We start from the raw sequence: 23,491 nt of genomic DNA, 5'->3' as shown, positions 1-23,491 counted from the left end.
GTCGGTGGGATAGGGCACTATCGGGCTCATGACCGCATCGATGCTGTTCGCGTTGTTGTTGGTGTTCTGCGCGGGGGCCGGCCTCGGGTGGCTGGGGCACGCCGCCCGGGCGGGGCAGCGGGCGGCCGCGGCCGAAGCTCAACTCGCGGCGCTGCGGGAGAACGAACAGCTGCTGCGGCACTCGCTCGGCGCCGCGAGCGCCGATGCGGCACGGCACAATTCGCAGGCCATCGGCACGCTGGTCGAGCCGCTACGCGAGGCGCTGGGCAGTTTGAACCAGCACATCCAGCAGGTCGAGCACAATCGCATCAACGCCTACTCCGGGCTGCGCGAACAGGTCGCGGGGATGCAGCGGATCTCCCAGCAGTTGTCCACGCAGACCGGTGAGCTGGTGTCGGCGCTGCGGGCGCCGCAGGTGCGCGGGCGCTGGGGGGAAATACAACTCGAGCGGGTCGTCGAACTGGCGGGCATGGCCAAACACTGCGACTTCGACACGCAGGTCACCGCGAGCGGCCGCGACGGCCTGATCCGCCCCGACCTGGTGGTCCGGCTGGCCGGTGACCGCCAACTGGTGGTCGACGCCAAGGTGCCGCTGACGGCCTATCTGGACGCCACCGGCGAGACGGATCCGCGCCGGCGCACCGAGCATCTGGCCCGGCACGCCAAACACCTGCGGGCGCATGTCGACCAGCTGGCCGGCAAGGCCTATTGGGAGGCCTTCGATCCCAGCCCGGAATTCGTGGTCCTGTTCATCCCCGGCGATCCGTTCCTCGACGCCGCGCTGACCGCCGATGCCGGTCTTCTCGAGTACGCCTTCGGCCGCAACGTGATCCTCGCTACACCGACGACCCTGATCGCATTACTGCGCACCGTCGCGTTCGGCTGGCGACAGGAAGCACTTTCCCGAGATATGGCAACCGTTCAGCAATTGGGTCGGGAGCTGTACAATCGGCTGTCCACCACGGGCAACCATCTCGACAAGCTCGGCACCCAACTCGGTAAGGCCGTCGACGCTTTCAACCACACAGTGGCCTCGATCGAATCCCGCGTGATGGTCACCGCGCGCCGGCTGCACGAACTCGATATCGGCGATCGCGCCGTACCGGCAATTGCTCCCGTCCAGTCGTGGCCACGCGCGGTAGGCTTCTCGGACACCAACGAGTAACTCCGGCAGCAGCCCGGCCTCGACACACGTTCCGGCCGCGGCAGATAGTGTGCTTTACGTGGCAGCTACCCAACGCGAGCGATCCGATGTACCCGCCTCGCACCTCTCGATCGTCCCGTCGGTGCCCGGCATCCCCGCCGGCGCCGCGGTATTGATCGCGGTGGCGTGCACTTTCATCGGATTCTTTATCGACTCCGGAAACAGCGGCAAGGAGCTGACCCATGTGTTCGCCGCGTTCTACATCATCGGATGTGTGATCGCGGCGTGCGTGGTGCGCTATCGCGGCCTGTTCACCACCATGGTGACTCCGCCGCTACTGCTGTTCATCGCCGTCCCGCTGGCCTATCAGCAGCTCACCGGGCACAGCTCGACCTCGGTGAAGGACATTCTGCTGAATCTGGCGATTCCGCTGGTGAACAGATTCCCGACCATGGCACTGGCGACGGTCCTGGTGCTGGGCGTGGGCGCCCTGCGGGTGTGGCTGTACCGCAATGCCGACACCACCGCGCGCCCCGGCCGGGAACGCACGCGCGGCAGCGACAGCTGGAATCCGCGCTCGGCCGCCGGCCGGGCTCGTCGCACGCGGAGCGAAGCCGGCGCCGAGGACACCCTGCGGCGCAGTTCCCGGGGTCAGAAGCGCGGTGCGGAGGCCACCAAGGCCGCCAAGACTCCCAAGCGTGGCGATTCGGCCGCTCGCGGGTCCGGGGCGGCCAAGCGGAGCGCGGAGCCGGAACCCGCCCGTGCGGCGCGCCGCACGGGCGGCAAGGTGGCCGAACGCCCGCCGCGCGTCTCCGCCGCCGCGGCCTATCCCCGCACGGGTGAGCGCACCCGGACCGCCGAACGCACGCGAGTCGCCGAACCGCAGCCTCGTCGCGGCCGGCCGCAGCCGCCGAGTGATGTGCCCCCGCATCCTCGGCCGAACGTGCGCTACCGCGACCGCTGAGCCGAACGTCGCGGGCGCCGAACCGGTTACGGCTGCGCCCGCAGTGGTCATCCCCGAATTCCCCACGCCCACTCATCGTCTCGATGGCGCGCGCCGTTACGTGCCGCAAAACAGCACGCTCCCAACGTGGTTCGAGGTCGGGAAGCATCGGCGTCGACGAGCTCCCGCGCAGCTGAGCGACACGTCCCGGACGTGAACGGCGGCCCTATCGTCGGACGCCGCCGACCGTCCCGCGAGCGAATCGCCATCGCGACCGCCCCGCGAGCGTCGCCGGACAATGGCACGGGCCCTGGCGTTGCGAGGGTCTCGTAGGACCCGCGCTCGCTCAGCGGCGGCCGGTGGTGCGCAGTTCGCGCGGGAGGGCGAAGACCAGGGTTTCGTTCGCGGTGGTGACGGGCTGGACCTCGCCGTAACCGTGTTCGGCGAGCAGATCGAGTACGCCACGCACCAGGATCTCGGGCACCGAGGCACCGGAGGTGACGCCGACGGTCCGCACGCCCTCGAACCAGGCCGGGTCGACCTCGCGGGCGAAATCGACCAGGTAGGACGCGCGGGCGCCCGCGTTCAGGGCGACCTCGACCAGCCGCTTGGAGTTGGAGGAGTTGCGGGAGCCGACGACGATCACCAGATCGCATTCCGGCGCCATCGCCTTCACCGCGACCTGGCGGTTCTGGGTGGCGTAGCAGATGTCGTCGCTGGGCGGGTCCTGCAGATTCGGGAAGCGCTTGCGCAGCCGCTGCACCGTCTCCATGGTCTCGTCCACCGAGAGCGTGGTCTGCGACAGCCAGATCACCTTGTTCTCGTCGCGCACCTCGACGCCGTCGACCGCGTCGGGGCCGTCGACCAGTTGCACGTGGTCGGGCGCCTCACCGGCGGTGCCCTCGACCTCCTCGTGGCCCTCGTGGCCGATGAGCAGGATGTCGAAGTCGTCGCGGGCGAAGCGCTTGGCCTCCTGGTGCACCTTCGTCACCAGCGGGCAGGTCGCGTCGATGGTGTGCAGGTTGCGAGCCGCCGCGGACTCGTGCACCGCCGGCGACACGCCGTGCGCGGAGAAGACCACCACCGCACCCTCGGGCACCTCGTCCGTCTCGTCGACGAAGACCACGCCGCGCTCGCGCAGGGTCTCCACCACGTGGCGGTTGTGCACGATCTCCTTGCGCACGTAGATCGGCGCACCGTGCTTCTCGAGGGTGCGCTCCACGGTTTCCACCGCCCGGTCCACACCCGCGCAGTAGCCGCGTGGTTCGGCGAGCAGCACCCGCTTGCCCGCGCCGGTGCCGGCCGCATCGGCCGACCGGGCGATTCCGACATTCAGGGGGATAGCCGAGGACATGCCCACAGCTTACGTGCGCCGGCCGACGGGGAAAGTCCCGACCGCGCACAGCGGGTGCGGCGGTGCGACGGGACGCGCGAGAATGGAACACGTGAACTCTGTTCTTTGCATCACCGGCCGTTTCGGGCAGGCTAGGGACATGTTCCGACCTCCCTACCTGGCCCGGGTCGCCGCTGGGGCCGCCGTCTACGCCCTCGAGGAAACTCGCCGGTTACCCACTGTGGCAATCCATCTGCCGATCACGGCGATCAGCCAGTTGCTGCAGACCTCGATGCATCTGCAGCAGTTCGTGACCAGCCTCGCCCTCAAGGGTGACGAGGTCTTCGACAGATTGGCCAATCGCCCGGTGGAGCAGCCGGAATGGGCCACGTTCGACGAGGATCTCGACGACGAGCAACCGTTCGGCAGCGGCGATTTCGCGGCGCGGAGCGACAGCGATTTCGCCGCACGGCTCAGCCGCTTCGATCTGTTCGCCGAATCCGACCCGGCCGAAGGCGTCCCGGAACCGACGGCCTCGATCACCCCCTCGCCGACCAACGGCTATGCCGCATCTCACACTGCGGAATCGGACACTACCGAAGCGGCCACCGCGGAAACGGACGCGGCGGAGAGCACCGCCGCCGAGGCGGCCGGCGCGGAGGCCACCGAGGCGACCGGCGAGGACACGGACACCACCGGAACGGGCACCGCCGGCACCGCGGCGTCCGCACCGGCGCAATCGCGCGGCGTGATCGAACCCGAGGTCGCCGGGCGGTACGACTACGCGAACATGACGCTGGCTCAGCTGCGGGCCCGGCTGCGCATGCTCAGCGTCGAGGAGTTGGCCGACCTGCTGGCCTACGAGCAGCAGACCCTCGACCGGGCGCCGTTCGTGACCATGCTGACGAACCGGATCGCCACCGTGCAGGCCAAGTGACCGACTCACACGCCGACGCGCCGGCCGCCGGGGCCCGAGCCTCCGGGGAACCGGCGCGTTCTGCTGCCCGCCCCGCCAACTCGGCCGAACACCCGTGGCCGGTGCGCACCATCGCGATGAAGGTCGCGCAGTGGATCGACCGGCTCGGCAGCGTCTGGGTGGAGGGACAGATCACCCAGATCAATCTGCGGCCCGGCACCCGCACCGCGTTCCTGGTGCTGCGCGATACCGCCGCCGACATGTCGCTGTCGATCACCTGCGATCCGCAACTGCTGCGCGCCTCGGCCGTCCCGCTGCAGGAGGGCAGCCGGGTGGTGGTCTACGGCAAGCTGTCGTACTTCACCGGCCGGGGCACGATCTCGTTGCGCGTCACCGAGATTCGACCCGTCGGTATCGGCGAACTGCTGGCCCGCATCGAACGGCTGAAGGCGCTGCTGGCGGCCGAGGGTTTGTTCGATCCGCGGCTGAAGCGGCCGATGCCGTTCCTGCCCAAGGTGATCGGCCTGATCACCGGCCGCGCCAGTGCCGCCGAGCATGACGTGGTGACCGTGGCCCAGCAGCGCTGGCCCGCGGTGCGTTTCGAGATCCGCAACACCGCCGTACAGGGCCCCACCGCGGTGCCGCAGATACTCGACGCGCTGGCCGAGCTCGACGATCACCCGGAGGTCGAGGTGATCGTCTTGGCGCGCGGCGGCGGCAGTGTCGAGGATCTGCTGCCGTTCTCCGACGAAACCCTGTGCCGCGCCATCGTTTCCGCGACCACCCCGATCGTCAGCGCGATCGGGCACGAGCCGGACAATCCGCTCTCGGACTACGTCGCCGATCTGCGCGCGGCCACCCCGACCGATGCGGCCAAAACGCTGGTCCCCGACGCCGCGGCCGAACTCGCCGGTGTCCGGGAACTGCGCGCCCGCTCGGCCGCCGCCCTGCGCGGCTGGGTCGATCGCGAGGCGCGCGCGTTGCAGCAGCTGCGGTCGCGCCCGGTGCTGGCCGATCCGCTGCGGATCCTGGAGCAGCGCCACGACGAGATCGAGCGGCTGCGGACCGCGGCCCACCGCGCGGTCGAGCACTGCCTCACCAGCCAGGCCACCACCGCGCGGCATCTGCGCGACAAGCTCACCGCGGTGGGCCCGGCCGCCACCCTGGCGCGCGGATACGCTGTCGTACAACGGGTTACCGGTAGCGAACGCCATGTCGTGCGCACCGTCGCCGACTCCCCACCGGGCACGCAGTTGCGTATCCGGGTCGCCGACGGCGCGATCAGCGCCGCGGCCCTGGGCAGTCAGGCACTCGCGAATCCCCTGCCGGCTCAGCGGGTTACGGACCGGCCGGCACCGCCATCCGAACAGGAGGAGTCGTCATGACCGAGAGCGAAGACGCCGAAATCGCGACCTTCGGCTACGAACGCGCGCGCGACGAGTTGGTCAACGTCGTGAAGATGCTCGAACAGGGCGGAATGGACCTCGACGATTCGCTGGCCCTGTGGGAACGCGGTGAGGCGCTGGCCAACCGCTGCGAGGAACATCTCGCCGGAGCCCGCCGCCGGGTAGAGGACGCGCTGTCGCGGCGCGGCGCAGCGCAGGATTGAGCATGGACATCCGTCGTGTCGTCCCGGATCTGCGGGTCGCCGATATGGCGCGGGCGCGCGCCTTCTACCGGGCGCTGGGCCTGGACGAGGTGATGGATCTCGGCTGGGCGGTCGGGCTGGCCTCACCGAGCAATCCGACCGCACAGATCCTGCTGATCGGCGCGAATGCCGATGAGCCGCAACCGGATATCAGCGTCGAGGTCGCCGATGTGGACGCCGCGCACGAGACGATGGTCGCCGCCGGAGCCGAGGTGGTCTACGCGCTGCGCGACGAGCCGTGGGGTGTGCGGCGATTCTTCGTCCGCGATCCGGACGGCACGGTCGTCAACGTCGTGAGCCACCGCTGAGCCACGGGGCGGCGATTCTCAGGGCTGCAGCGGGGCGGCGGCGTCGACGGCCTGCGCGAGCGTCAGATAGGCCGCCTCGTTCGCGGCGCCCTCGAGCAGCACGCGGCTCTGCCCGAAGTCGGAGATCCAGGCCGGCTCACTGCCCTGCACGTGGTAGACGGTCCACTTCTGGTTGCCCACCATCCGGGACCCGGACGGACTGCGGGTGTCGACGATGTGGGCGGCCAGCGCGCTCTCGCTCGCATTGCTCTGGCTCAGCTGCAGGTAGGTGCCGTTGGAGGTGATGAAACCGACGGTGCTGACGGTACCGCCACCGGTGCCGGTCACAGTGTCGCGACTACCGGAATTGGCCTTCCAGTCCGCCGGAACCGCGGGGTCGCGGATCGGGAAGGGCAGCGCCTTCGCGTCGTCGTGCAATGCCGACTGGACATCGAAATTCGGCACCTGACCGGGCGTGGGCCCGTGCGCGGAGAAGCTGCACTGACTGGCCACCGCGGCCAGCACCACGCAGATCAGTACCAGCGGGATCAGCGACCAGATCAGATCCCGGTAGTCGTTGAGGATGCGTGGTTTCTGCGACACGTCCCAAGTATCCACACGCGGCCGAAGCCGCCGAGCCTCGCCCTCCGGCCACGAGGCCGACATCACAGCCGCCTTCACCGGCGCGGACGCTCCTCCCTCGAAGTGGAACAGCAGTACCTGAATGGCCGATCCGACCGTTCTGCGACAATTCACGCAGCAAAACACAACTCGAGGAGGCACCGTCATGACGGCACCCACACCCGCAACCAGTCGCCGCCGCGAGGCCCCGGACCGCAACCTCGCACTGGAGTTGGTCCGGGTGACCGAGGCCGGTGCGATGGCCGCGGGCCGCTGGGTCGGCCGCGGTGACAAGGAGGGCGGCGACGGGGCGGCCGTCGACGCGATGCGGCAACTGGTGGCCACCGTCTCCATGCGCGGCACCGTCGTGATCGGCGAGGGCGAGAAGGACGAGGCCCCGATGCTCTACAACGGCGAGGCCGTGGGCGACGGGACCGGTCCGGAGGTCGACTTCGCGGTCGACCCGATCGACGGCACCACGCTGATGTCCAAGGGTTCGCCGGGCGCCATCTCGGTGCTGGCCGTGGCCGAACGCGGCGCCATGTTCGACCCCTCGGCGGTGTTCTACATGGACAAGATCGCGGTCGGCCCGGAGGCGGCCGACGTCATCGATCTCTCCGTTCCGATCGCGGAGAATCTGCGCCGGGTGGCGAAGGCCAAGAATTCGCTGGTTTCCGACCTCACCGTCTGTGTGCTGGATCGGCCCCGCCACGCTCGCCACATCCAGGAGGTCCGTGACGCGGGCGCGCGCATCCGCCTGATCTCCGACGGCGACGTGGCCGGCGCCATCGCCTGCGCCCGTCCCGATTCGGGCACCGACATGCTGGTCGGCATCGGCGGCACCCCCGAGGGCATCATCGCCGCGGCCGCGCTGCGCTGTATGGGCGGCGCGCTGCAGGGCAAGCTGGCCCCCACCGACGACGCCGAGAAGCAGAAGGCGCTCGATGCCGGTCACGACCTCGACCGCATCCTGACCACCGAGGACCTGGTCTCGGGTGAGAACGTCTTCTTCTCCGCCACCGGCGTCACCGACGGCGACCTGCTGCGCGGTGTGCGGTACTACAGCGGCGGCGCCTCGACCCAGTCGATCGTGATGCGCTCCAAGTCCGGCACCGTGCGCATCATCGACGCCTACCACCGCCTGACCAAGCTGCACGAGTACGCCTCGGTCGACTTCGTCGGCGACGAGACCGCGATCCCGCCGCTGCCGTAATATCTGCCTCCGCTTCGCTCCGGCGGGGTTTCGGCCTCTTGGCCTCGATTTTTCACTCCTCCGGTCAGTCGCTGCGCTCCCTCCCTCCGTCGCTGCAAAATCGAGGCGGCCGAAACCCGTCGACAGGGATCTGCCTCGACGGCGCTCGGGGGTGGGAGCGCAGTGCCGGACTCGCGCCTCACTGCGCCGATTCGATCAGCAGATACTCGAGGCGGGCAGTCTCGTCGCCGTCGTCCCCGACGTCGATGACGGCGACGAACTCGTGGTCACTGACTCGGCGCTGCAAGAGACTCCACGAGCTGGCGAGGTACCAGCTCGCCCCGGTGGTACCTCTCGGTCCCAAGCCGGCGCAGAAAATCCGGTATCGGGTGGGGTGCAGCGCCGGGCTCGTCCGCACTCGCGCGATGATGCCGATGCTGTGTCCTCCGCTCGGACCGAATCGGCTTCCGTCGGTCAACGCCAGTTGCTCCGATCCGGCGGCGCTGTCGTCGAGGGTGAACAGCCGCCGGTCGGCGGTGTCGAGATACCTCCGTGTGCAAGCGTTTCCGGTCAGCCCGAAGGCGATGTAGGGCCGGTCGTCGTGCGCGACAACCTCCCGGTCGCTCCGGACATCGGCCGAGAGGCCGGTCCGGCGCTGAAGCATGGACAACACATACAGCAGTCCGCGAACCTCCCGCTCCGGCAATGCCGCCAGCACATTCAAGCGATGATCGGCCGCGAACGCGCGGAGTCGTCCCTCGACTGCGCACAGGTCGGCAGTATCGACCGCCCGGTGCGCCGGCACGGATCGCAGGGGCAGCTCCAGGGAGGGGTAGACGAGAGCGATTCCGGTGGTGAGCATTTCGCTTCCGAGGAACGACTCGAGTTCGATATCGGTGGCGGGAAGACCGGTTTCGAGCACTCCCCCGCCGGTCGGCGCGGCCCCGGCTGCCGTCCGAAACAGGTTCTGAACCGTCCAGCCGGGGAACATCTCGGCCAGCACCCGGCAGTGGTAGCCCCGGGGAAGTCCGACCATCTTGCCCGAGAGCCACTGATAGAACTGGGTTTTCGCCGGCCCGTACCCGGGCGGGACGGGCGGGTCGAGTCGTGCGGCACAGGCGTCGTACGCGGCCAGAAAATCCGAGTGGCTCTCGAGGTGGCGCTGCGCCAGCAGCGTCTTCAGAACGGTAGCCAAGCAAACCCCCTCACTCAGCGACCACCGGCCCCCGCGGCGGCGACTCGAACAACCGGGCCTACCCGGGTACAGCTATGGCAAGGCGCGGGAAGTTCCGCCCCACCCGGTGGTGACCCGCACTTCCATTAAGCGCGCTACCGCGTTGCAGGGCAACGCATCTCCGATCCGGTTTCGTCCGTTTCGACCCGATACGCGATGGTCGCGACCGATCGACTGCACTCCGCGCCGCGGCGGCTCCGATAACGGACGAAAACGAACCCGGCAGACCGTCCGACGGCGTGTTTCCGGGACGTTAATGGAAGGTGCAGGACGCCGGCGCAACTCGGGCAGCCGGCCAGGTTGCGCCGGAGATCTCAACCGGCAGTAAGGAGGCAGCGCCATGCCGACCATCACCTCACTCTCCCCGACCTCGGGTCCGACCACGGGAGGAACGAGCGTCACGATCACCGGTACCGGATTCACCGGGCCGACCACCGTCCGATTCGGTACGACCGCAACGACTTTCACTCTGGATTCACCCACCCAGATCACGGCGATCGCCCCCGCCGGCTCGGTCGGCGCCGTGCAGGTCACCGTCACCACCTCGGCCGGTACCAGCAATGGCGTGACGTACACCTACCTCGCGGTTCCGGCGCTGAGCGGCATCAGCCCCAACCAGGGGCCGACCACGGGCGGGACGACGGTCACGCTCACCGGGTCGGGCCTGACGGGAGTCACCGCGGTGAATTTCGGTACTACTCCGGCCACCTCGTTCACCGTCGATTCCGACACCCAGATCACCGCCGTCGCACCCGCCGGCACCGGGATCGTGTCGGTGACGGTCACCGGGCCCGGCGGCACCAGCAATTCGGTGACCTACGTGTACGTCGTCGTACCGAGCATCACCTCCATTTCCCCGGCCTCCGGGCCGGCGACGGGCGGCAACAATGTGACGATCACCGGCACCGACTTCACCGGCCCGCTGACCGTCCGGTTCGGCACGACCGCCACGACGTTCACGGTGAACTCCAGCACCCAGATCACCGCCGTCGCCCCCGCGCATGCGGCGGGCACGGTGCAGGTCACCGTTACCGGCTCGGGCGGGACCAGCAACGGTCTCGCCTATACCTTCGTGTGACGACAGCAGTGCGGCCGGCCGGCGGCGGGCATCGCCTGCCGGCGGCCCGGTCGCGCCGCGATCCGAACGAACCGCCGGTATTCCGCCGGTTCCTGTGCGAAAAGCCTCAGGCGTGGCAGCCCATTCGCTCCGCCAACCGGCTTAGTGTCGAGTTATGACCGACGACCAGACGCAGTACCGCATCGAACACGACACCATGGGCGAGGTCCGCGTTCCGGTGAACGCGCTGTGGCGGGCGCAGACGCAGCGGGCGGTGGAGAACTTCCCGATCAGCGGCCGCGGCCTCGAACGCGCTCAGATCCGCGCCCTCGGCCTGCTGAAGGCCGCGTGTGCGACGGTGAACCGGGATCTGGGGCTGCTCGACGGTGTGAAGGCCGAGGCGATCATCGCCGCCGCGAACGAGATCGCCGAGGGCCGCCACGACGACCAGTTCCCGATCGACGTCTTCCAGACCGGCTCCGGCACCAGCTCGAACATGAACGCCAACGAGGTGATCGCGAGCCTGGCCGCCGCCCGCGGCATCACCGTGCACCCCAACGACGACGTGAACATGTCCCAGTCGTCCAACGACACCTTCCCTACCGCGACGCATCTGGCCGCCACCGAGGCCGTGGTGAAGGAACTGCTTCCGGCGCTGGATCATCTGCGGCTGCGACTGCTGGACAAGGCCACCGAATGGCGAACCGTGGTGAAATCCGGCCGTACCCACCTGATGGACGCCGTTCCGGTGACGCTCGGCCAGGAGTTCAGCGGCTACACCCGCCAGGTCGAGGCCGGTACCGAACGCCTGGTCGCCGCGCTGCCGCGGCTCGGTGAATTGCCCATCGGCGGCACCGCCGTCGGCACCGGACTCAACGCGCCCGCCGGCTTCGGCGCGAAAGTCGTTGCGGAACTGCGCAAGACGACCGGGCTGGACGAACTGTCCGAGGCCCGCAACCACTTCGAGGCCCAGGCCGCCCGGGACGGTCTGGTCGAGATCTCCGGTTCGCTGCGCACCATCGCCATCAGTCTCACCAAGATCGCCAACGATATCCGCTGGATGGGGTCCGGACCGCTCACCGGGCTCGCGGAGATCCAGCTGCCGGATCTGCAGCCGGGCTCCTCGATCATGCCCGGCAAGGTGAATCCGGTGCTGCCGGAAGCTGTTACGCAGGTCGCCGCCCAGGTGATCGGCAACGATGCCGCGGTGGCGTGGGGCGGCGGCAACGGCGCTTTCGAACTGAACGTCTACATTCCGATGATGGCCCGCAACGTGCTGGAGTCGATTCGGTTGCTGGCCAATGTGTCTCGCCTCTTCGCCGACAAGTGCGTGGCCGGCCTGACCGCCGATACCGAACGGCTGCGCCGGCTCGCGGAGTCCTCGCCGTCCATCGTCACACCGCTGAACTCGGCCATCGGCTACGAGGAAGCGGCCGCCGTCGCCAAACAGGCACTGCGCGAGAACAAGACGATTCGCGAGACGGTCGTCGATCGCGGATTGATCGGCGAGAAGCTGTCGGAGGAGGAGCTCGATCGCCGGCTGGACGTGCTGTCGATGGCGAAGGTCGAGGAACAGGACTGATCACACGGTCTCCGGATCCGACCGCCGGGACGCGCCGGGAGGTCGGATCCGGAAGTGCGTTTCAGGCCGCCACCAGCGCCGGATAGTCGCGCAATTCGATGTCGTTGGCGGCATTGTCGGTGTACTTCAGCATCAGGTCGAACATGCGCGAGCCGAGGAACCAGTTGCGCATCCGGATCCCGCGGGCGGTGCGCGGCGCGAGGAAGCGGCCGGCGTTGCTGTTGCCCGCGATCTTGGCGTAGCGCTTCATCAGTTCGTCGTACCGCGCGAAGGCCGCGGTGTGGTCGCCGCCGGCCAACGCCAGCTCACCGGCCAGCACATAGGCGCCGACCACCGCGAGCCCGGTTCCGAAGCCGCCCAGCGTATTTCCGTACGCGGAGTCGCCGACCAGCGCGATCCGGCCCGTGGTGTAGCGGCCCTTCATCCGGACCTGCCCGATCGAGTCCAGGTAGAAGGAGTCGAGTCCGGACAGTTCGGCCATCATCGCCGGGACCGGTCCCCCGGCTCCGGCGAAGGCCTCGGCCAGCACCCGCCGCTGCGCCGCTTCGTCGCGCCGGTCGTAGCTGAGCCGATCGGCGGCGAACATGTACATGTGCGCGGCCTTGTTGCCGCCGCGGACCGCGAGCCGTCCGGGTTCGCTGTAGGCGAGCGAGCGGTTGCGCTGCCGCGGCCCGTTCGGATCGTGGCCCCAGCCGGCCGCACCGGCGGTGCAGTAGTAGTAGCCCAGGTGCTTGACATAGTCGGCCTCGGGACCGAAGGCCAGCGCGCGCACCCGGGAGTGGATACCGTCGCATCCGACCACCAGGTCGAAGGTGCGGGCGGACGCGTTCTCGAATTCCACCTCGACACCGGTAGCGGTCTCGCGCAGCGCGGCGACGGAATCGCCGAACAGGTATTCGCAGCGGTCCGCGGTGCGCTCGTAGAAGATCTCGGCCAGGTCCCCGCGCAGGATCTCGACATCGCCACCGGTGAAATCGCCTGACATGACGGCCAATTCGCGGCCCTCCGCGTCGGTGAGGACCATATCGGTCTTGCCGGTCTGCCGGCAGTGGATCTCCTCCCAGACGCCCATCCGCTCGAGCACCGTGCGGTGGGTCGCGCCCTTGAAGTCGACGGCCTGACCACCGGGCCGCAATTCGGGCGCCCGCTCGACGACGGTGACGGCGAAGCCGTAGCGCTGCAGCCAGTAGGCCAGCGCCGGGCCGGCGATGCTCGCACCGGAGATGAGAACTGTCGTATTCCGCATGAGGACCCCTCGGTCAGTAACTGTGTCTGCAGGACGCTAATTAGCGTATGTTGGACGCAGTTTCCCGTCAAGCCCGGATTCGGAGAGGATGGCGTCATGACCGGACCGACTGCCCACGAACTGCTGTGGGGTACTTCGCAGCGCCCCCGGCGTGGCCCCAAGCCGTCGCTGTCGTTGGAGCGCATCGTGACCGAGGCCATCGCGCTGGCCGATGCCGACGGGATGGCCGCGGTATCGATGCAGCGGCTCGCCGAGCGGCTGGGCTGCGCCAAAATGGCGCTGTATCGCTACGTGCCGGGAAAAGCCGAGCTCACCGCGTTGATGCTCGACTATGGCATGGGACAGCCGCCGCAGGTCGAGGCCGCCGAATCCGACCCCGAACCCTGGCGCGAGGCGCTGCGGCAGTGGTCCTACACGATGTACGAGCGCTATCGGGCGCATCCGTGGACCATCGAACTCACCGCCGGCGCGCGGCCGCTCGGCCCGAACGAACTGGGCTGGATGGAGGCCGCACTGGCCCCGCTGGCCGGCACGGGTCTACGGGGCTCCGAACGCCTCGACACGGTGGTGCTGCTCAACGGCCACGTCCGCAGCCTGGTGCAGCAGACCGCCGCGACCGGCCCCGAACAGGCCGAAAGCGAGATGACCCGGCAGGTCGGCGAGGTGCTGGCCGCTCATGCCGACCGCTATCCCGAGGTCGTGGCCGCCTTCGCCGACACCCCCGCCGACGATCGCAACGCGGCCCTGAGCTACGGCATCGAGCGCATCCTCGACGGAGTGGCCGCGCTGATCGCCCGGCGCCGCGGCTGAACCGCGCCGAACACCCGACGACGAGCCGAAACGAGCCCGATCATCCCCCGTCCGCGCCCTCGCACGCCTACAGTCGGACTATGGCCGAATTACCGGAGCTACAACAGAACGCCGTGACCACGGTGCGCGAGTTCTTCGCCGCGATGGAAATGAGCGCGGTGAACGAGGCGCTGGATCTGCTGGATCCCGACATCGTCTGGAAGAACACGTCGCTGCCCGATATCCGGGGCATTCACCGGGTCGGCGCGGTGCTGCGCGGGCTCAGTCGCGATGCGTTCGGTTTCCGCGCCGATATGCACCACATCGCCGCGGAAACCGACGGCGCGCCCGCGGTCGAGGGCGAGACGGTGCTGACCGAGCGCACCGACTACCTGCGCATGGGCCCGTTGGAAATCGGGTTCTGGGTATGCGGCACGTTCGAACTCGTCGACGGCCGCATCACCCTGTGGCACGACCACTTCAGCTGGGAGAACTTCCTGCGCGGCACCGCGGCGGGGATCTGGAACCTGGTCCGTCGGCGCTGAGCACGCGCAGCCGAGCGGCGCCCGGCGCGGACCGAGGATCCGCACCGGCCGGTGCTCGAGGTCGTCGTGCGCGCACCGGCACACCACGACCGTCGCGACATCAGCCGCGCAGGTGGGCGATCTCCGCCCGCGCCGCCTCACCGGTGGTACCGAAGTCGGTGCGCGAGAAGATGTTCCAGCGTTCCAGCAGAGGCGCGAAAACCAGCTCGCCGGCGCGCTTCGGTTCGTAGATGCCGGCCTCGGCCAGGACGTCGGTACTGTTGCGGCCGTCGCGCAGGGTGAGTTCGGGAACCCGGAACTCGGCGATCCGATCGGCGATCGCCCGCATGGCCTGATCCGGCACCAGGTCCAGCGCCGCGGCGACCAGATTGCCGAAGAACTCCGACTGCAATTCGTCGTCGAGCGCGATCCGGTCCGCGATCGCCGTCACCATCGGATTCTCCTGCAGCGCGGCGATATTGCGATGCCGCACGGCCGAGGCGGACTCCTCGAAGGCGCACAGCGCCAGCACATCGAGCAGATGCAGCGGCGGCCGGCGGAAGCCGGTGGTCATATGCTCCATCCGCGCGCGCTCGAGTTCGACCGGATCCAGCGCCCGCGTCACCATCAGATAGTTGCGGATGAGGATCTCGTGGCGGTTCTCCTCGGCCGTCCACCGGCCGACCCAGCGCCACCACGGCCCGGTGCGCAGGTACTTGCCGAGTTCGCGATGGTACGACGGCAAATTGTCGGCGATCAGCACGCTCACGGTGAGCGCAACCGTGGCAACCTCGCCCAGGGTGGCCTGTTCCGGATCCCAGTCGACACCACCGAGGAAGCCGAAATTGCGTCCGTCACTGAAGGGCACGTATTCGTGCGGCTGCCAGACCTGCGCCAGTTCGGTGTGGCGCCGGAGATTGTCTTCCACCGCGTGCGCGAGCGATTCCAGCAGCTCACGATCGGTCAACTGAGTTTGCACCCCGACAAGGTACCGGCTGCCCGGGCCGAACGGGGGAATTACGCGCGGACGTCGTGCGATACACAGCGGCGCGGCCCGCGAGACCGTGACGATGCCTCGCCGCCGCGCCGCGCGGGTCGCCTACTTGGCGGTTACCGTGGTCTGCCGATCGGCCGAGTTCCAGGTGATCGTGCCGCCGGTGAAGTCGCTCTCCTTACCGGTCGGGTTGTCCTTCTCGTCGCTGGTCGGATAGCCGAGCTTGCCGTTCACGCCGCCGTTGCTCTCCCAGGCCGTGCGGATATCGCCCCACACCACGTGGGCGTCGGTCTGCTCGCTCCAGCAGATCGCACCGCCGGTGAACTCCTGACAGGAACCACCGTTGGGCCCCTGGACCGAGGCGCCGGTGGGCTCGCCGAGCGGGCTCTGCACACCGCCCATGTCGGTGTACTTGGTGAGGATGTGGCCGGAGACCGCGATCTCCTGGCCGTTCTGGGTCGCGATCTTGGTTTCCGTGGCCGCGGCAGCGCCCGGCGGCGTCTCGCCCGGCGTCATGGTGCCCGTAGCCATGGTCCCGGTAGCCATCGCGCCGGTGGTCTCGGCAGCACCGGCATGGGTCGTGGTGGTCCCCGAGCTGTTGTTGTCGTTGTTGTCGTTACTGCAGGCGGCGGTGAACAGCAGCGCCGTCCCGGCGAAGGCCATCACAACGGCGGCGGAACGTCGAGCGAAGTGGTGCATGTTCATCCTCTCGGAAGGTGAAGGCAGACAGTGCCGCATGCGACACCACCGACCCACAGGCCACCGCTCGGCAATGATCCGGCGAACCTATCCGACACACCGACAATCACGTCGAGCAGGGTTCTTGCGGAAAGATACCCGCCACCGTGTGATCTGAACCATATTCCGAATGTTTGCTGGGACACACCTTTTGCCGCCGAGGCGGTAGCGGAACAGGTCCGCTACCGCCTCGGGGTTTTCGCTCGGCCGGCCGCCGTCAGGCGTTGGGCCCGTATTCCTCCAGCATCTCGGTGACCAGCGCGGCGATCGGCGAGCGCTCGCTGCGAGTCAACGTGACGTGAGCGAAAAGCGGGTGGCCCTTGAGCTTTTCGATCACCGCCGCGACACCGTCGTGGCGGCCCACCCGCAGGTTGTCGCGCTGAGCGACGTCGTGGGTGAGGACCACCCGCGAGCCGCTGCCCAACCGGCTGAGCACGGTGAGCAGCACATTGCGTTCCAGCGACTGCGCCTCGTCCACGATCACGAACGAATCGTGCAGCGACCGGCCGCGAATGTGGGTGAGCGGCAAGACCTCCAGCATGCCGCGGGCCAGCACCTCCTCCATCACCTCCGGGCTCGCCAGGCCGTCGAGGGTGTCGAAGACCGCCTGGGCCCACGGACCCATCTTCTCGCTCTCACTGCCGGGCAGATAGCCCAGCTCCTGACCGCCGACCGCGTACAGCGGCCGGAAGACCACCACCTTGCGCTGAGAACGCCGTTCCAGCACCGCTTCCAGGCCCGCTGTGAGCGCCAGGGCCGATTTGCCGGTGCCGGCCTTACCGCCCAGCGAGACGATGCCCACACTCTCGTCCAGCAGCAGGTCGAGGGCGATGCGCTGTTCGGCGGAGCGGCCGTGCAGGCCGAAGGCCTCCCGATCGCCGCGGACCAGCTGCACTCGCTTGTCCGCGGTCACCCGCGCCAGCGCACTGCCCTTGGCGCCGAGCAGCCGAATCCCGGTGTGGCAGGGCAGGTCCCGGGCCTCGTCCAGATCGATGACCGAATCGGCGTAGAGCCGGTCGACGCACTCGGCGCCGACTTCGAGCTCGGTCATTCCGGTCCAGCCGGAGATCACCACGTCCTGGGCGTGGTATTCCTCGGCGGGCAGGCCCACCGCGCCCGCCTTCACCCGCAGCGGAATGTCCTTGGACACCAGCACTACTCGCTGCCCCTCGGCGGCGAGGTTGAGCGCACAGGCGAGGATGCGGGAATCGTTGGTGTCGGTGCGGAACCCGACCGGAAGCACCTCCGGGTCGGTGTGATTCAACTCCACCTGCAGCGTGCCGCCCTCGGTGCCGATCGGGACCTGCAGGTCCAACCGGCCGAATTCCAAACGCAGATCGTCGAGATTGCGCAGGGCTTCGCGGGCGAACCAGCCGAGTTCGTGATGGTGCCGTTTGGCCTCCAGTTCGCTGATGACCACCAGCGGTAACACCACGTGATGTTCACCGAAACGCGTCATGGCCCAGGGGTCGGACAACAACACGGAGGTGTCGATCACGAAGGATTTGCGGGGCGAGGTGCCGGCTCCCTTTCCGGAGCCTCCGCTCTTGTCGGAGCGGGCTTTCGAGGGAGCGATGACGGAGCGTGCATCAGTCACGGTGGGCTCCTTTGTTGTCCGTGCCATACCCGCACGGACGTTCTCGCTGGGCCGGTCCGCCCTGGGGTCAAACGACCCGAGGGCCGGGTACCGGCCCTCTCGTACTGAGTTGCTCAGCCACGATCAGAACCTCCCGGACGAGCCACACCGACGCGGCTCGCACTTCGACGGTACTGCGATTTCGCGATTCCGGCTCCCGAGATGACAGGTGTGTCGATGAATAGGTAGTGAACGCCGACCGGTAGCTATCGGTCAGCTACGGAGTTGCCCGGCCACCCGGCCGAACCCGCTAGAGTCGCTACATGAGCGATGTGGCAGAGCTGGAGAAGCTGTCGTCGAAGGAACTGCACGACCGAGCGGTCAAGCACGCCGTCCGGCACGGCGACGTCAAGTTCCTGTGGCGGCTGCTGGAGCAGATTCCGGCGGCGGAGGCCGCCACCGGGAACATCGGTGAGAGCGAGGCGGACATCAAGTACGTGCTGCCGATGCTCGACGACTACATGCACTCCGGTGAGGGCGAGATCGCCGAGGCCTTGCGGCCCATGTACATCGAATACCTGAGCACCCGCGACTGAGCGCTGCCGGACCGACCGCGAAGCGAGATGCCCTGGCGGACAAGGGCACTCACAGATCGACCCCGGCGGCCGGGTCCGGCTACCGGGGTCGATCGCACTGCGGTACGGCTCAGCCGAGCAGCTTCCAGTCCTCCAGGCCGTCGTAGAGCGGGAAGTCCTGGGCCAGCTTGGACACTCGCGCGCGCAGGGCGGCGAGATCGGCCTTGCCCGCGAGCGCGGTGGCGATGATGTCGGACACCTCGGCGAATTCGGTGTCGCCGAAGCCGCGGGTGGCCAGCGCGGCGGTGCCGATGCGCAGGCCGGAGGTGACCATCGGCGGACGGGGGTCGAACGGAACGGCGTTGCGGTTCACCGTGATTCCGACCTCGTGCAGCAGATCCTCGCCCTGCTGGCCGTCCATCTGCGAGTTGCGCAGATCCACCAGCACCAGGTGCACATCGGTGCCGCCGGTCAGCACGGTGACGCCGTTACCGGCGACATCGGCGCCGGTCAGGCGCTCGGCCAGGATCTTGGCGCCCGACAGGGTGCGTGCCTGGCGCTGCTTGAACTCCTCGGTGCCGGCGATCTTGAAGGCGGCGGCCTTCGCGGCGATCACGTGCATGAGCGGACCGCCCTGCTGGCCCGGGAACACGGCGCTGTTGAGCTTCTTCGCGTACTCCTGCTTGGCCAGGATCAGACCCGAACGCGGACCACCCAGGGTCTTGTGCACGGTCGAGGACACCACATCCGCGTGCGGCACCGGCGAGGGGTGCAGACCGGCGGCGACCAGACCGGCGAAATGCGCCATATCGACCCAGAGGTAGGCGCCCACCTCGTCGGCGATCTCGCGGAACGCCGCGAAGTCCAGGTGACGCGGGTAGGCCGACCAGCCGGCCACGATCACCTTCGGCCGGACCTCGCGCGCCTGCTTGCGCAGCTCGTCCATGTCGACGCGGTGGTCTTCCTTGCTCACCCCGTAGGCGTGCACCTCGTAGAGCTTGCCGGAGAAGTTGAGCCGCATGCCGTGCGTGAGGTGACCACCGTGCGCCAGATCCAGGCCGAGCAGTTTCTCGCCCGGATTCATCAGCGACATCAGCACCGCGGCGTTGGCCTGTGCGCCCGAATGCGGCTGCACGTTGGCGAATTCGGCGCCGAACAACTCCTTGACCCGCTCGCGCGCGAGATTCTCCACCACGTCGACGTGCTCGCAACCGCCGTAGTAGCGGCGACCGGGATAACCCTCGGCGTATTTGTTGGTCAGCACGCTGCCCTGTGCCTGCAGCACCGCGCGCGGCACGAAGTTCTCGGAGGCGATCATCTCGAGGGTGTCGCGCTCACGGGCGAGTTCGCCCGCCATCGCGGCGGCGAGCTCGGGATCGAGATCGGCGAGCGACTGGGTGTTGACAGAGGGGGCGGTCGTCTGGGTCACGCGCACAGTCTATGTGGTGGCCCCCGGCCGCTCCGTTGTGCCCCGCACCGGTGCCGGGCGCGGCGACCTCGATACCCGCCGAGGCGTAATAGCGACTGCACACCGGCCCGTTGCGCCCCCATAAAACGGGGCTGCCCACTGTGTAAAAAAGGCGTAACATTCGCCGCGCTGTCGACGACTGTGACAGCGTCATCGACTCATTCGATCACATCAGGGGTTCACATGCTGTTTTTCACCGCGGGTACCGGTAACTCGATTCAGGACATGCTTTTCGCCATCCTGAAGTCCGCCTGCACCATCTCCTCCGGCGGCAACGCCGGGTGCGCGGGCTGGGGCGCGTAGTAGCACCGACACCCTTCGGCCGGGTTCGCGAGTCGGGGCGCGGATCCGGTCGGCGCTCGAAATCGGATTTCCGGCGAATTACTCGATAGCCCCGAACCGGATATTGCGATGCCGATCACGGTCGCCATTGTTTGCCGTGCTAACTATTTCCGCGTACGGACATCGCCACCGAATGTCCGGGGCCGAATATTCCCCGATTCTCGCTACGGCGCGTCCTCACATCCTGCGCAGCGCCGCCGGCGTCAGCGGCTCGTCGAGCAGCCGGCCGAAGCGCGCCACCCGATCGTCGGTGTCGACCGCGCGATCCAGCCACCCGCCCAGTAGGCGATACCCTTCCACATAGGTGCTGATGTAGGCCCGCCACAGCGGCGAGGACAGAAAACGCAGGGACTGCCGCGCACGCTCGGGTGTGGTCAGACTCCAGCGCTGCAGGAATTCGGCGACCTCGTCGGCACTGCGGCCGCGATCGTGCAGCAACAGCGCCGCATCCTGGCGGACCGCCAGCAGTTTCGCCGAGGCGCTCGACAGTCGTTGTGCGCGTTCGCCGTCGAATCGCAGGCCGAGGTCGGCGTAGATCTCCTGCGCCCAGATTCCCCAGTCCGGGCCGATGATCGATTTCAGCGCCAGATCCGCCAGCCCCTCGGCCATCAGGCATTGCGGCGTGTTCACCACGAACAGCGTCTGCTCGTCCTGTCCGGCGGCGACCAGCCCGGCCTCCTTGCGGCAGTGTTCGGTGTGGTGACCGGGATAGGCCTCGTGCGCGATCAGCGCCGGCAGCTGCGCCATATGTTGTTTGAGATCGGAATTGATCGCGACCCGGGACCGGAAATTGCCGAGGTAGTAGTTGAATCCCGACCACGGTTTGTCGCCGACGATCTCGTATTCCACCTGCTCGTGATCCGGCAGCGGATAGCGTTCGCGCACCAACTCGCGCAGTGCGCCCGAGAACGCCTGCACACATTCGGTGAGGCGCTGCGGCGGAATCTCGTCGGCGCGCCGATGTGCGGTCATCCGATCCAGCAGCGAGCCGTCACCGGCCAGCACCTCGTCGAGCTGCCGGTGCGCGTCCCGATAGTCCTCGACGTCACCGAGGGCGATATCGACGTCGAAATAGGACCGCACCTCCTCGATGAAGGAGATGTCGTCACCGGCGAACTTGCGTCCCGAACATTCCAGCGCGCGCAGATGCGCCTCCAGGAATTCGGCGCGCTGCTCGCTCAGCCCGGCCTCGGGCAGTTCCTTGCGCAGGGCCGCTGCCCGGTCGGCCAGTTCGCGCGGCTGCGGCGCGGGCGCCGACTCCACCGCCCGGCGCAGCGCGGGATCGCCGGTGTAGGCGTCGACGAAGCCGGGTTCCAATCGGTCGAATGCCAGTCCCAGGCGCAGATATTCGGTGACGAGCGGATGCGCAGCCATGACATCCGACGATAGCCGCTTCCCCGTTCCCGGCCTCGCCGGCGACCGAAACCCGTCGGTCGAGAGAGAAATGTCACCCAGGGTTACCGGCGAGTAATAATACCCCGCGTTCGGCGCGGTGCCCACTCCGAGGAGAATTCGCCTATGCGAGGACTGTCGAGCGCATTTCACCGCGCCGGGCACGGCACAGGTTCATCGGTGACGTCGTTGCGGGTGGTGGCGCGCCCGCCCAGCGGGGGAACTCCGGACCGGGAGTGTGCGTAGGTGGCCCGGATGAGCGAGCCGAGTCCGTATGTCGAATTCGATCGCAAACAATGGCGCACCCTGCGTAAATCGACTCCGCTGATCCTCACCGAGGAAGAACTGATCGGCCTGCGCGGTCTCGGCGAGCAGATCGATCTCGAAGAAGTCGCCGAGGTCTATCTGCCGCTGGCCCGATTGATCCATCTCCAGGTCGCCGCCCGGCAGCGGCTGTTCGCCGCCACCGCGACCTTCCTCGGCGAAACGCATCCGGATCATCAGGTGCCGTTCGTCATCGGCATCGCCGGCAGTGTGGCGGTCGGTAAATCGACCACTGCCCGCGTATTGCAGGCGCTGCTGGCGCGCTGGGATCACCATCCGCGCGTCGATCTGGTCACCACCGACGGATTCCTCTATCCCACCGCGGAGCTCACCCGGCGCGGCATCATGCACCGCAAGGGTTTCCCGGAAAGCTACAACCGGCGCAAGCTGCTGCGCTTCGTCACCGAGGTCAAATCCGGTGCGTCCGAGGTGTGCGCACCGATGTATTCGCATATCGCCTACGACATTCTGCCGGACCAGTTCCACTGCGTGCGCCAGCCCGACATCCTCATCATGGAAGGGCTCAACGTCCTGCAGACCGGGCCGCGGCTGATGGTTTCGGACCTGTTCGACTTCTCGATCTACGTCGACGCGCGCATCGAGAATATCGAGCGGTGGTATGTCGATCGCTTTCTCTCCCTTCGGAAAACGGCGTTCGCGGACCCGCAGTCGCATTTTCACCACTACGCGAAGTTCAGTGATTCCGAGGCGACCATCGCCGCCCAGGAGATCTGGAACGCCACCAACCGGCCCAATCTGGTGGAGAACATCCTCCCGACGCGGCCACGCGCAACCCTGGTGCTGCGCAAGGATTCCGACCACAGCATCAACCGGATCCGGCTGCGCAAGCTCTGATTCGGTTCCTTTCGACGAGTTGGCGAATCAGGCCGGCCAGGCCGCGTCCAGCCGTGCGGCGACATCGATATCGCGGACGGCCGCGATATGCGGTTGGCGAATCTCGTTGGCCACATAGCGGGCGACGAACCGGCGGATCTCGTGATCGACGCTGGCCAGCAGCCGCAGCAGTTGGCCGCGCCGGGTCGTGGTGGCCACATTGATCCGCACATCGCCCGGACGCGGTTCGGCGATATCGATGAGGATCCGCAGCGGCGCCGCGGTGCGCACCGTCAGGTGGACGTGGACGAAACCCCTGACCTCGAAGCGGTGGCGATCGACGGCCAGATCCAGCAGCAGATCGATATCGAGCGGGATGGCAAGCTCGAAGCCGACGACCTCGCCGACCGAGCGCTCCAGCACCGGATCACCGAGTCGCACCTGCGCCGAGGCCTTCGCCAGATGCGCCGGGCCGACCCCGATCGGGCCGAAATCGAATGCGCTACCTGCCAATTGGGCGAAAACAGCGGATATGCGCTGTTCGGACGCCGCGTAGGCCACGAATCGCCGGCCGAATTCGGCATAGGTGACGTAGGGCACCGGCGCTCCGGCCACCTCCGTCGCACCACCCGGCCCGCCCCGCATCTCGCTCATGTTCGCGACGGTACGCGAGCACACGACCGGATCGGGGGATGATCATGCAATGCAACACATCCTGCGCCGGGCCGTTAT

General features: G+C 68.0%; 23 protein-coding genes. 13 read left to right on the top strand and 10 right to left on the bottom strand.

The features are described 5' to 3' along the window. Positions 1-28 precede the first annotated feature (28 nt). On the top strand, positions 29-1,165 hold the full coding sequence (locus A5789_RS04265) for a DNA recombination protein RmuC (RefSeq protein WP_063012482.1): 1,137 nt from the start codon (positions 29-31) through the stop codon (positions 1,163-1,165). Between the two features lie 58 nt (positions 1,166-1,223). Next, the gene (locus tag A5789_RS04260) at positions 1,224-2,108 is read left to right on the top strand and encodes a DUF6542 domain-containing protein (RefSeq protein WP_064902137.1); all 885 of its coding nucleotides are present in this window, start codon (positions 1,224-1,226) and stop codon (positions 2,106-2,108) included. A 325-nt stretch (positions 2,109-2,433) separates the two neighbouring features. On the opposite strand, the gene A5789_RS04255 is transcribed toward A5789_RS04260, so the two are convergent. Then, a complete protein-coding gene (locus tag A5789_RS04255; RefSeq protein ID WP_063016958.1) occupies positions 2,434-3,441 on the bottom strand; it encodes a 4-hydroxy-3-methylbut-2-enyl diphosphate reductase in 1,008 nt (335 codons plus the stop codon). Positions 3,442-3,580: 139 nt separating this feature from the next. Here A5789_RS04255 and A5789_RS04250 point away from each other — a divergent pair, with 139 nt between their 5' ends. From A5789_RS04250 to A5789_RS04235, 4 genes are all read left to right on the top strand, one after another. Further along, entirely contained in the window at positions 3,581-4,357 is a 777-nt protein-coding gene (locus A5789_RS04250) for a lipid droplet-associated protein (RefSeq protein WP_063016959.1), read from the top strand. 116 nt (positions 4,358-4,473) lie between these two features. Then, entirely contained in the window at positions 4,474-5,721 is a 1,248-nt protein-coding gene (xseA, locus tag A5789_RS04245) for an exodeoxyribonuclease VII large subunit (RefSeq protein WP_218022062.1), read from the top strand. Further along, complete coding sequence (locus A5789_RS04240) at positions 5,718-5,945, top strand: exodeoxyribonuclease VII small subunit (protein ID WP_063016960.1); 228 nt, start codon at positions 5,718-5,720, stop codon at positions 5,943-5,945. The genes xseA and A5789_RS04240 overlap by 4 nt, the downstream gene beginning before the upstream one ends. A gap of 2 nt (positions 5,946-5,947) precedes the next feature. Then, on the top strand, positions 5,948-6,292 hold the full coding sequence (locus tag A5789_RS04235; RefSeq protein WP_030518610.1) for a VOC family protein: 345 nt from the start codon (positions 5,948-5,950) through the stop codon (positions 6,290-6,292). 18 nt (positions 6,293-6,310) lie between these two features. Here the strand turns inward: A5789_RS04235 and A5789_RS04230 are convergent, their stop codons facing one another. Then, positions 6,311-6,874: a DUF4245 domain-containing protein gene (locus tag A5789_RS04230; RefSeq protein ID WP_063016961.1), complete on the bottom strand. Its 564-nt coding sequence runs from the start codon at positions 6,872-6,874 to the stop codon at positions 6,311-6,313. A 184-nt stretch (positions 6,875-7,058) separates the two neighbouring features. Between A5789_RS04230 and glpX the strand changes: the two genes are divergently transcribed. Next, positions 7,059-8,105 carry a class II fructose-bisphosphatase gene (glpX, locus tag A5789_RS04225; RefSeq protein WP_063017010.1) on the top strand — a complete coding sequence of 349 codons (1,047 nt, stop codon included), beginning with the start codon at positions 7,059-7,061 and terminating at the stop codon, positions 8,103-8,105. Between the two features lie 178 nt (positions 8,106-8,283). Here glpX and A5789_RS04220 read toward each other — a convergent pair whose 3' ends face one another. Then, positions 8,284-9,279 carry a hypothetical protein gene (locus A5789_RS04220; protein ID WP_064902138.1) on the bottom strand — a complete coding sequence of 332 codons (996 nt, stop codon included), beginning with the start codon at positions 9,277-9,279 and terminating at the stop codon, positions 8,284-8,286. A gap of 379 nt (positions 9,280-9,658) precedes the next feature. Between A5789_RS04220 and A5789_RS04215 the strand changes: the two genes are divergently transcribed. Together A5789_RS04215 and A5789_RS04210 are read left to right on the top strand one after the other, a co-directional pair. Then, positions 9,659-10,396 (top strand): IPT/TIG domain-containing protein, encoded by a 738-nt coding sequence (locus A5789_RS04215; RefSeq protein WP_064902139.1) that lies wholly within the window; start codon positions 9,659-9,661, stop codon positions 10,394-10,396. Positions 10,397-10,550: 154 nt separating this feature from the next. Beyond that, positions 10,551-11,957: a class II fumarate hydratase gene (locus tag A5789_RS04210; RefSeq protein WP_063016964.1), complete on the top strand. Its 1,407-nt coding sequence runs from the start codon at positions 10,551-10,553 to the stop codon at positions 11,955-11,957. Positions 11,958-12,018: 61 nt separating this feature from the next. On the opposite strand, the gene A5789_RS04205 is transcribed toward A5789_RS04210, so the two are convergent. Then, positions 12,019-13,203 (bottom strand): FAD-dependent monooxygenase, encoded by a 1,185-nt coding sequence (locus A5789_RS04205; protein ID WP_064902140.1) that lies wholly within the window; start codon positions 13,201-13,203, stop codon positions 12,019-12,021. A gap of 96 nt (positions 13,204-13,299) precedes the next feature. Between A5789_RS04205 and A5789_RS04200 the strand changes: the two genes are divergently transcribed. Next, positions 13,300-14,013: a TetR/AcrR family transcriptional regulator gene (locus A5789_RS04200; protein WP_063016968.1), complete on the top strand. Its 714-nt coding sequence runs from the start codon at positions 13,300-13,302 to the stop codon at positions 14,011-14,013. An 80-nt stretch (positions 14,014-14,093) separates the two neighbouring features. After that, the gene (locus tag A5789_RS04195; protein WP_036505026.1) at positions 14,094-14,537 is read left to right on the top strand and encodes a limonene-1,2-epoxide hydrolase family protein; all 444 of its coding nucleotides are present in this window, start codon (positions 14,094-14,096) and stop codon (positions 14,535-14,537) included. 100 nt (positions 14,538-14,637) lie between these two features. On the opposite strand, the gene A5789_RS04190 is transcribed toward A5789_RS04195, so the two are convergent. From A5789_RS04190 to A5789_RS04180, 3 genes are all read right to left on the bottom strand, one after another. Continuing rightward, positions 14,638-15,495, bottom strand: coding sequence for an acyl-ACP desaturase (locus tag A5789_RS04190; RefSeq protein WP_064902141.1), 858 nt, complete (start codon positions 15,493-15,495; stop codon positions 14,638-14,640). Between the two features lie 120 nt (positions 15,496-15,615). Continuing rightward, complete coding sequence (locus A5789_RS04185) at positions 15,616-16,209, bottom strand: LGFP repeat-containing protein (protein ID WP_063910885.1); 594 nt, start codon at positions 16,207-16,209, stop codon at positions 15,616-15,618. A gap of 256 nt (positions 16,210-16,465) precedes the next feature. Continuing rightward, complete coding sequence (locus tag A5789_RS04180) at positions 16,466-17,845, bottom strand: PhoH family protein (RefSeq protein WP_030518600.1); 1,380 nt, start codon at positions 17,843-17,845, stop codon at positions 16,466-16,468. Between the two features lie 302 nt (positions 17,846-18,147). Here A5789_RS04180 and A5789_RS04175 point away from each other — a divergent pair, with 302 nt between their 5' ends. Further along, on the top strand, positions 18,148-18,420 hold the full coding sequence (locus A5789_RS04175) for a hypothetical protein (RefSeq protein ID WP_030518599.1): 273 nt from the start codon (positions 18,148-18,150) through the stop codon (positions 18,418-18,420). Positions 18,421-18,529: 109 nt separating this feature from the next. On the opposite strand, the gene glyA is transcribed toward A5789_RS04175, so the two are convergent. Then, the gene (gene glyA, locus A5789_RS04170) at positions 18,530-19,828 is read right to left on the bottom strand and encodes a serine hydroxymethyltransferase (RefSeq protein ID WP_064902153.1); all 1,299 of its coding nucleotides are present in this window, start codon (positions 19,826-19,828) and stop codon (positions 18,530-18,532) included. A 558-nt stretch (positions 19,829-20,386) separates the two neighbouring features. Then, positions 20,387-21,583: a hypothetical protein gene (locus tag A5789_RS04165; protein WP_063016974.1), complete on the bottom strand. Its 1,197-nt coding sequence runs from the start codon at positions 21,581-21,583 to the stop codon at positions 20,387-20,389. 264 nt (positions 21,584-21,847) lie between these two features. Here A5789_RS04165 and coaA point away from each other — a divergent pair, with 264 nt between their 5' ends. Continuing rightward, a complete protein-coding gene (gene coaA / locus A5789_RS04160; protein ID WP_064902142.1) occupies positions 21,848-22,780 on the top strand; it encodes a type I pantothenate kinase in 933 nt (310 codons plus the stop codon). Positions 22,781-22,807: 27 nt separating this feature from the next. On the opposite strand, the gene A5789_RS04155 is transcribed toward coaA, so the two are convergent. Further along, positions 22,808-23,413, bottom strand: coding sequence for a hypothetical protein (locus A5789_RS04155; protein ID WP_063016979.1), 606 nt, complete (start codon positions 23,411-23,413; stop codon positions 22,808-22,810). Positions 23,414-23,491: the final 78 nt, after the last annotated feature.

It is taken from the genome of Nocardia sp. 852002-51101_SCH5132738, assembly GCF_001665695.1.
GTDB classification, from domain to species: Bacteria; Actinomycetota; Actinomycetes; order Mycobacteriales; family Mycobacteriaceae; genus Nocardia; species Nocardia nova.
The sequence above is the reverse complement of the archived record's forward strand: the minus strand, read 5'-3'. Positions and strand labels throughout refer to the sequence as shown.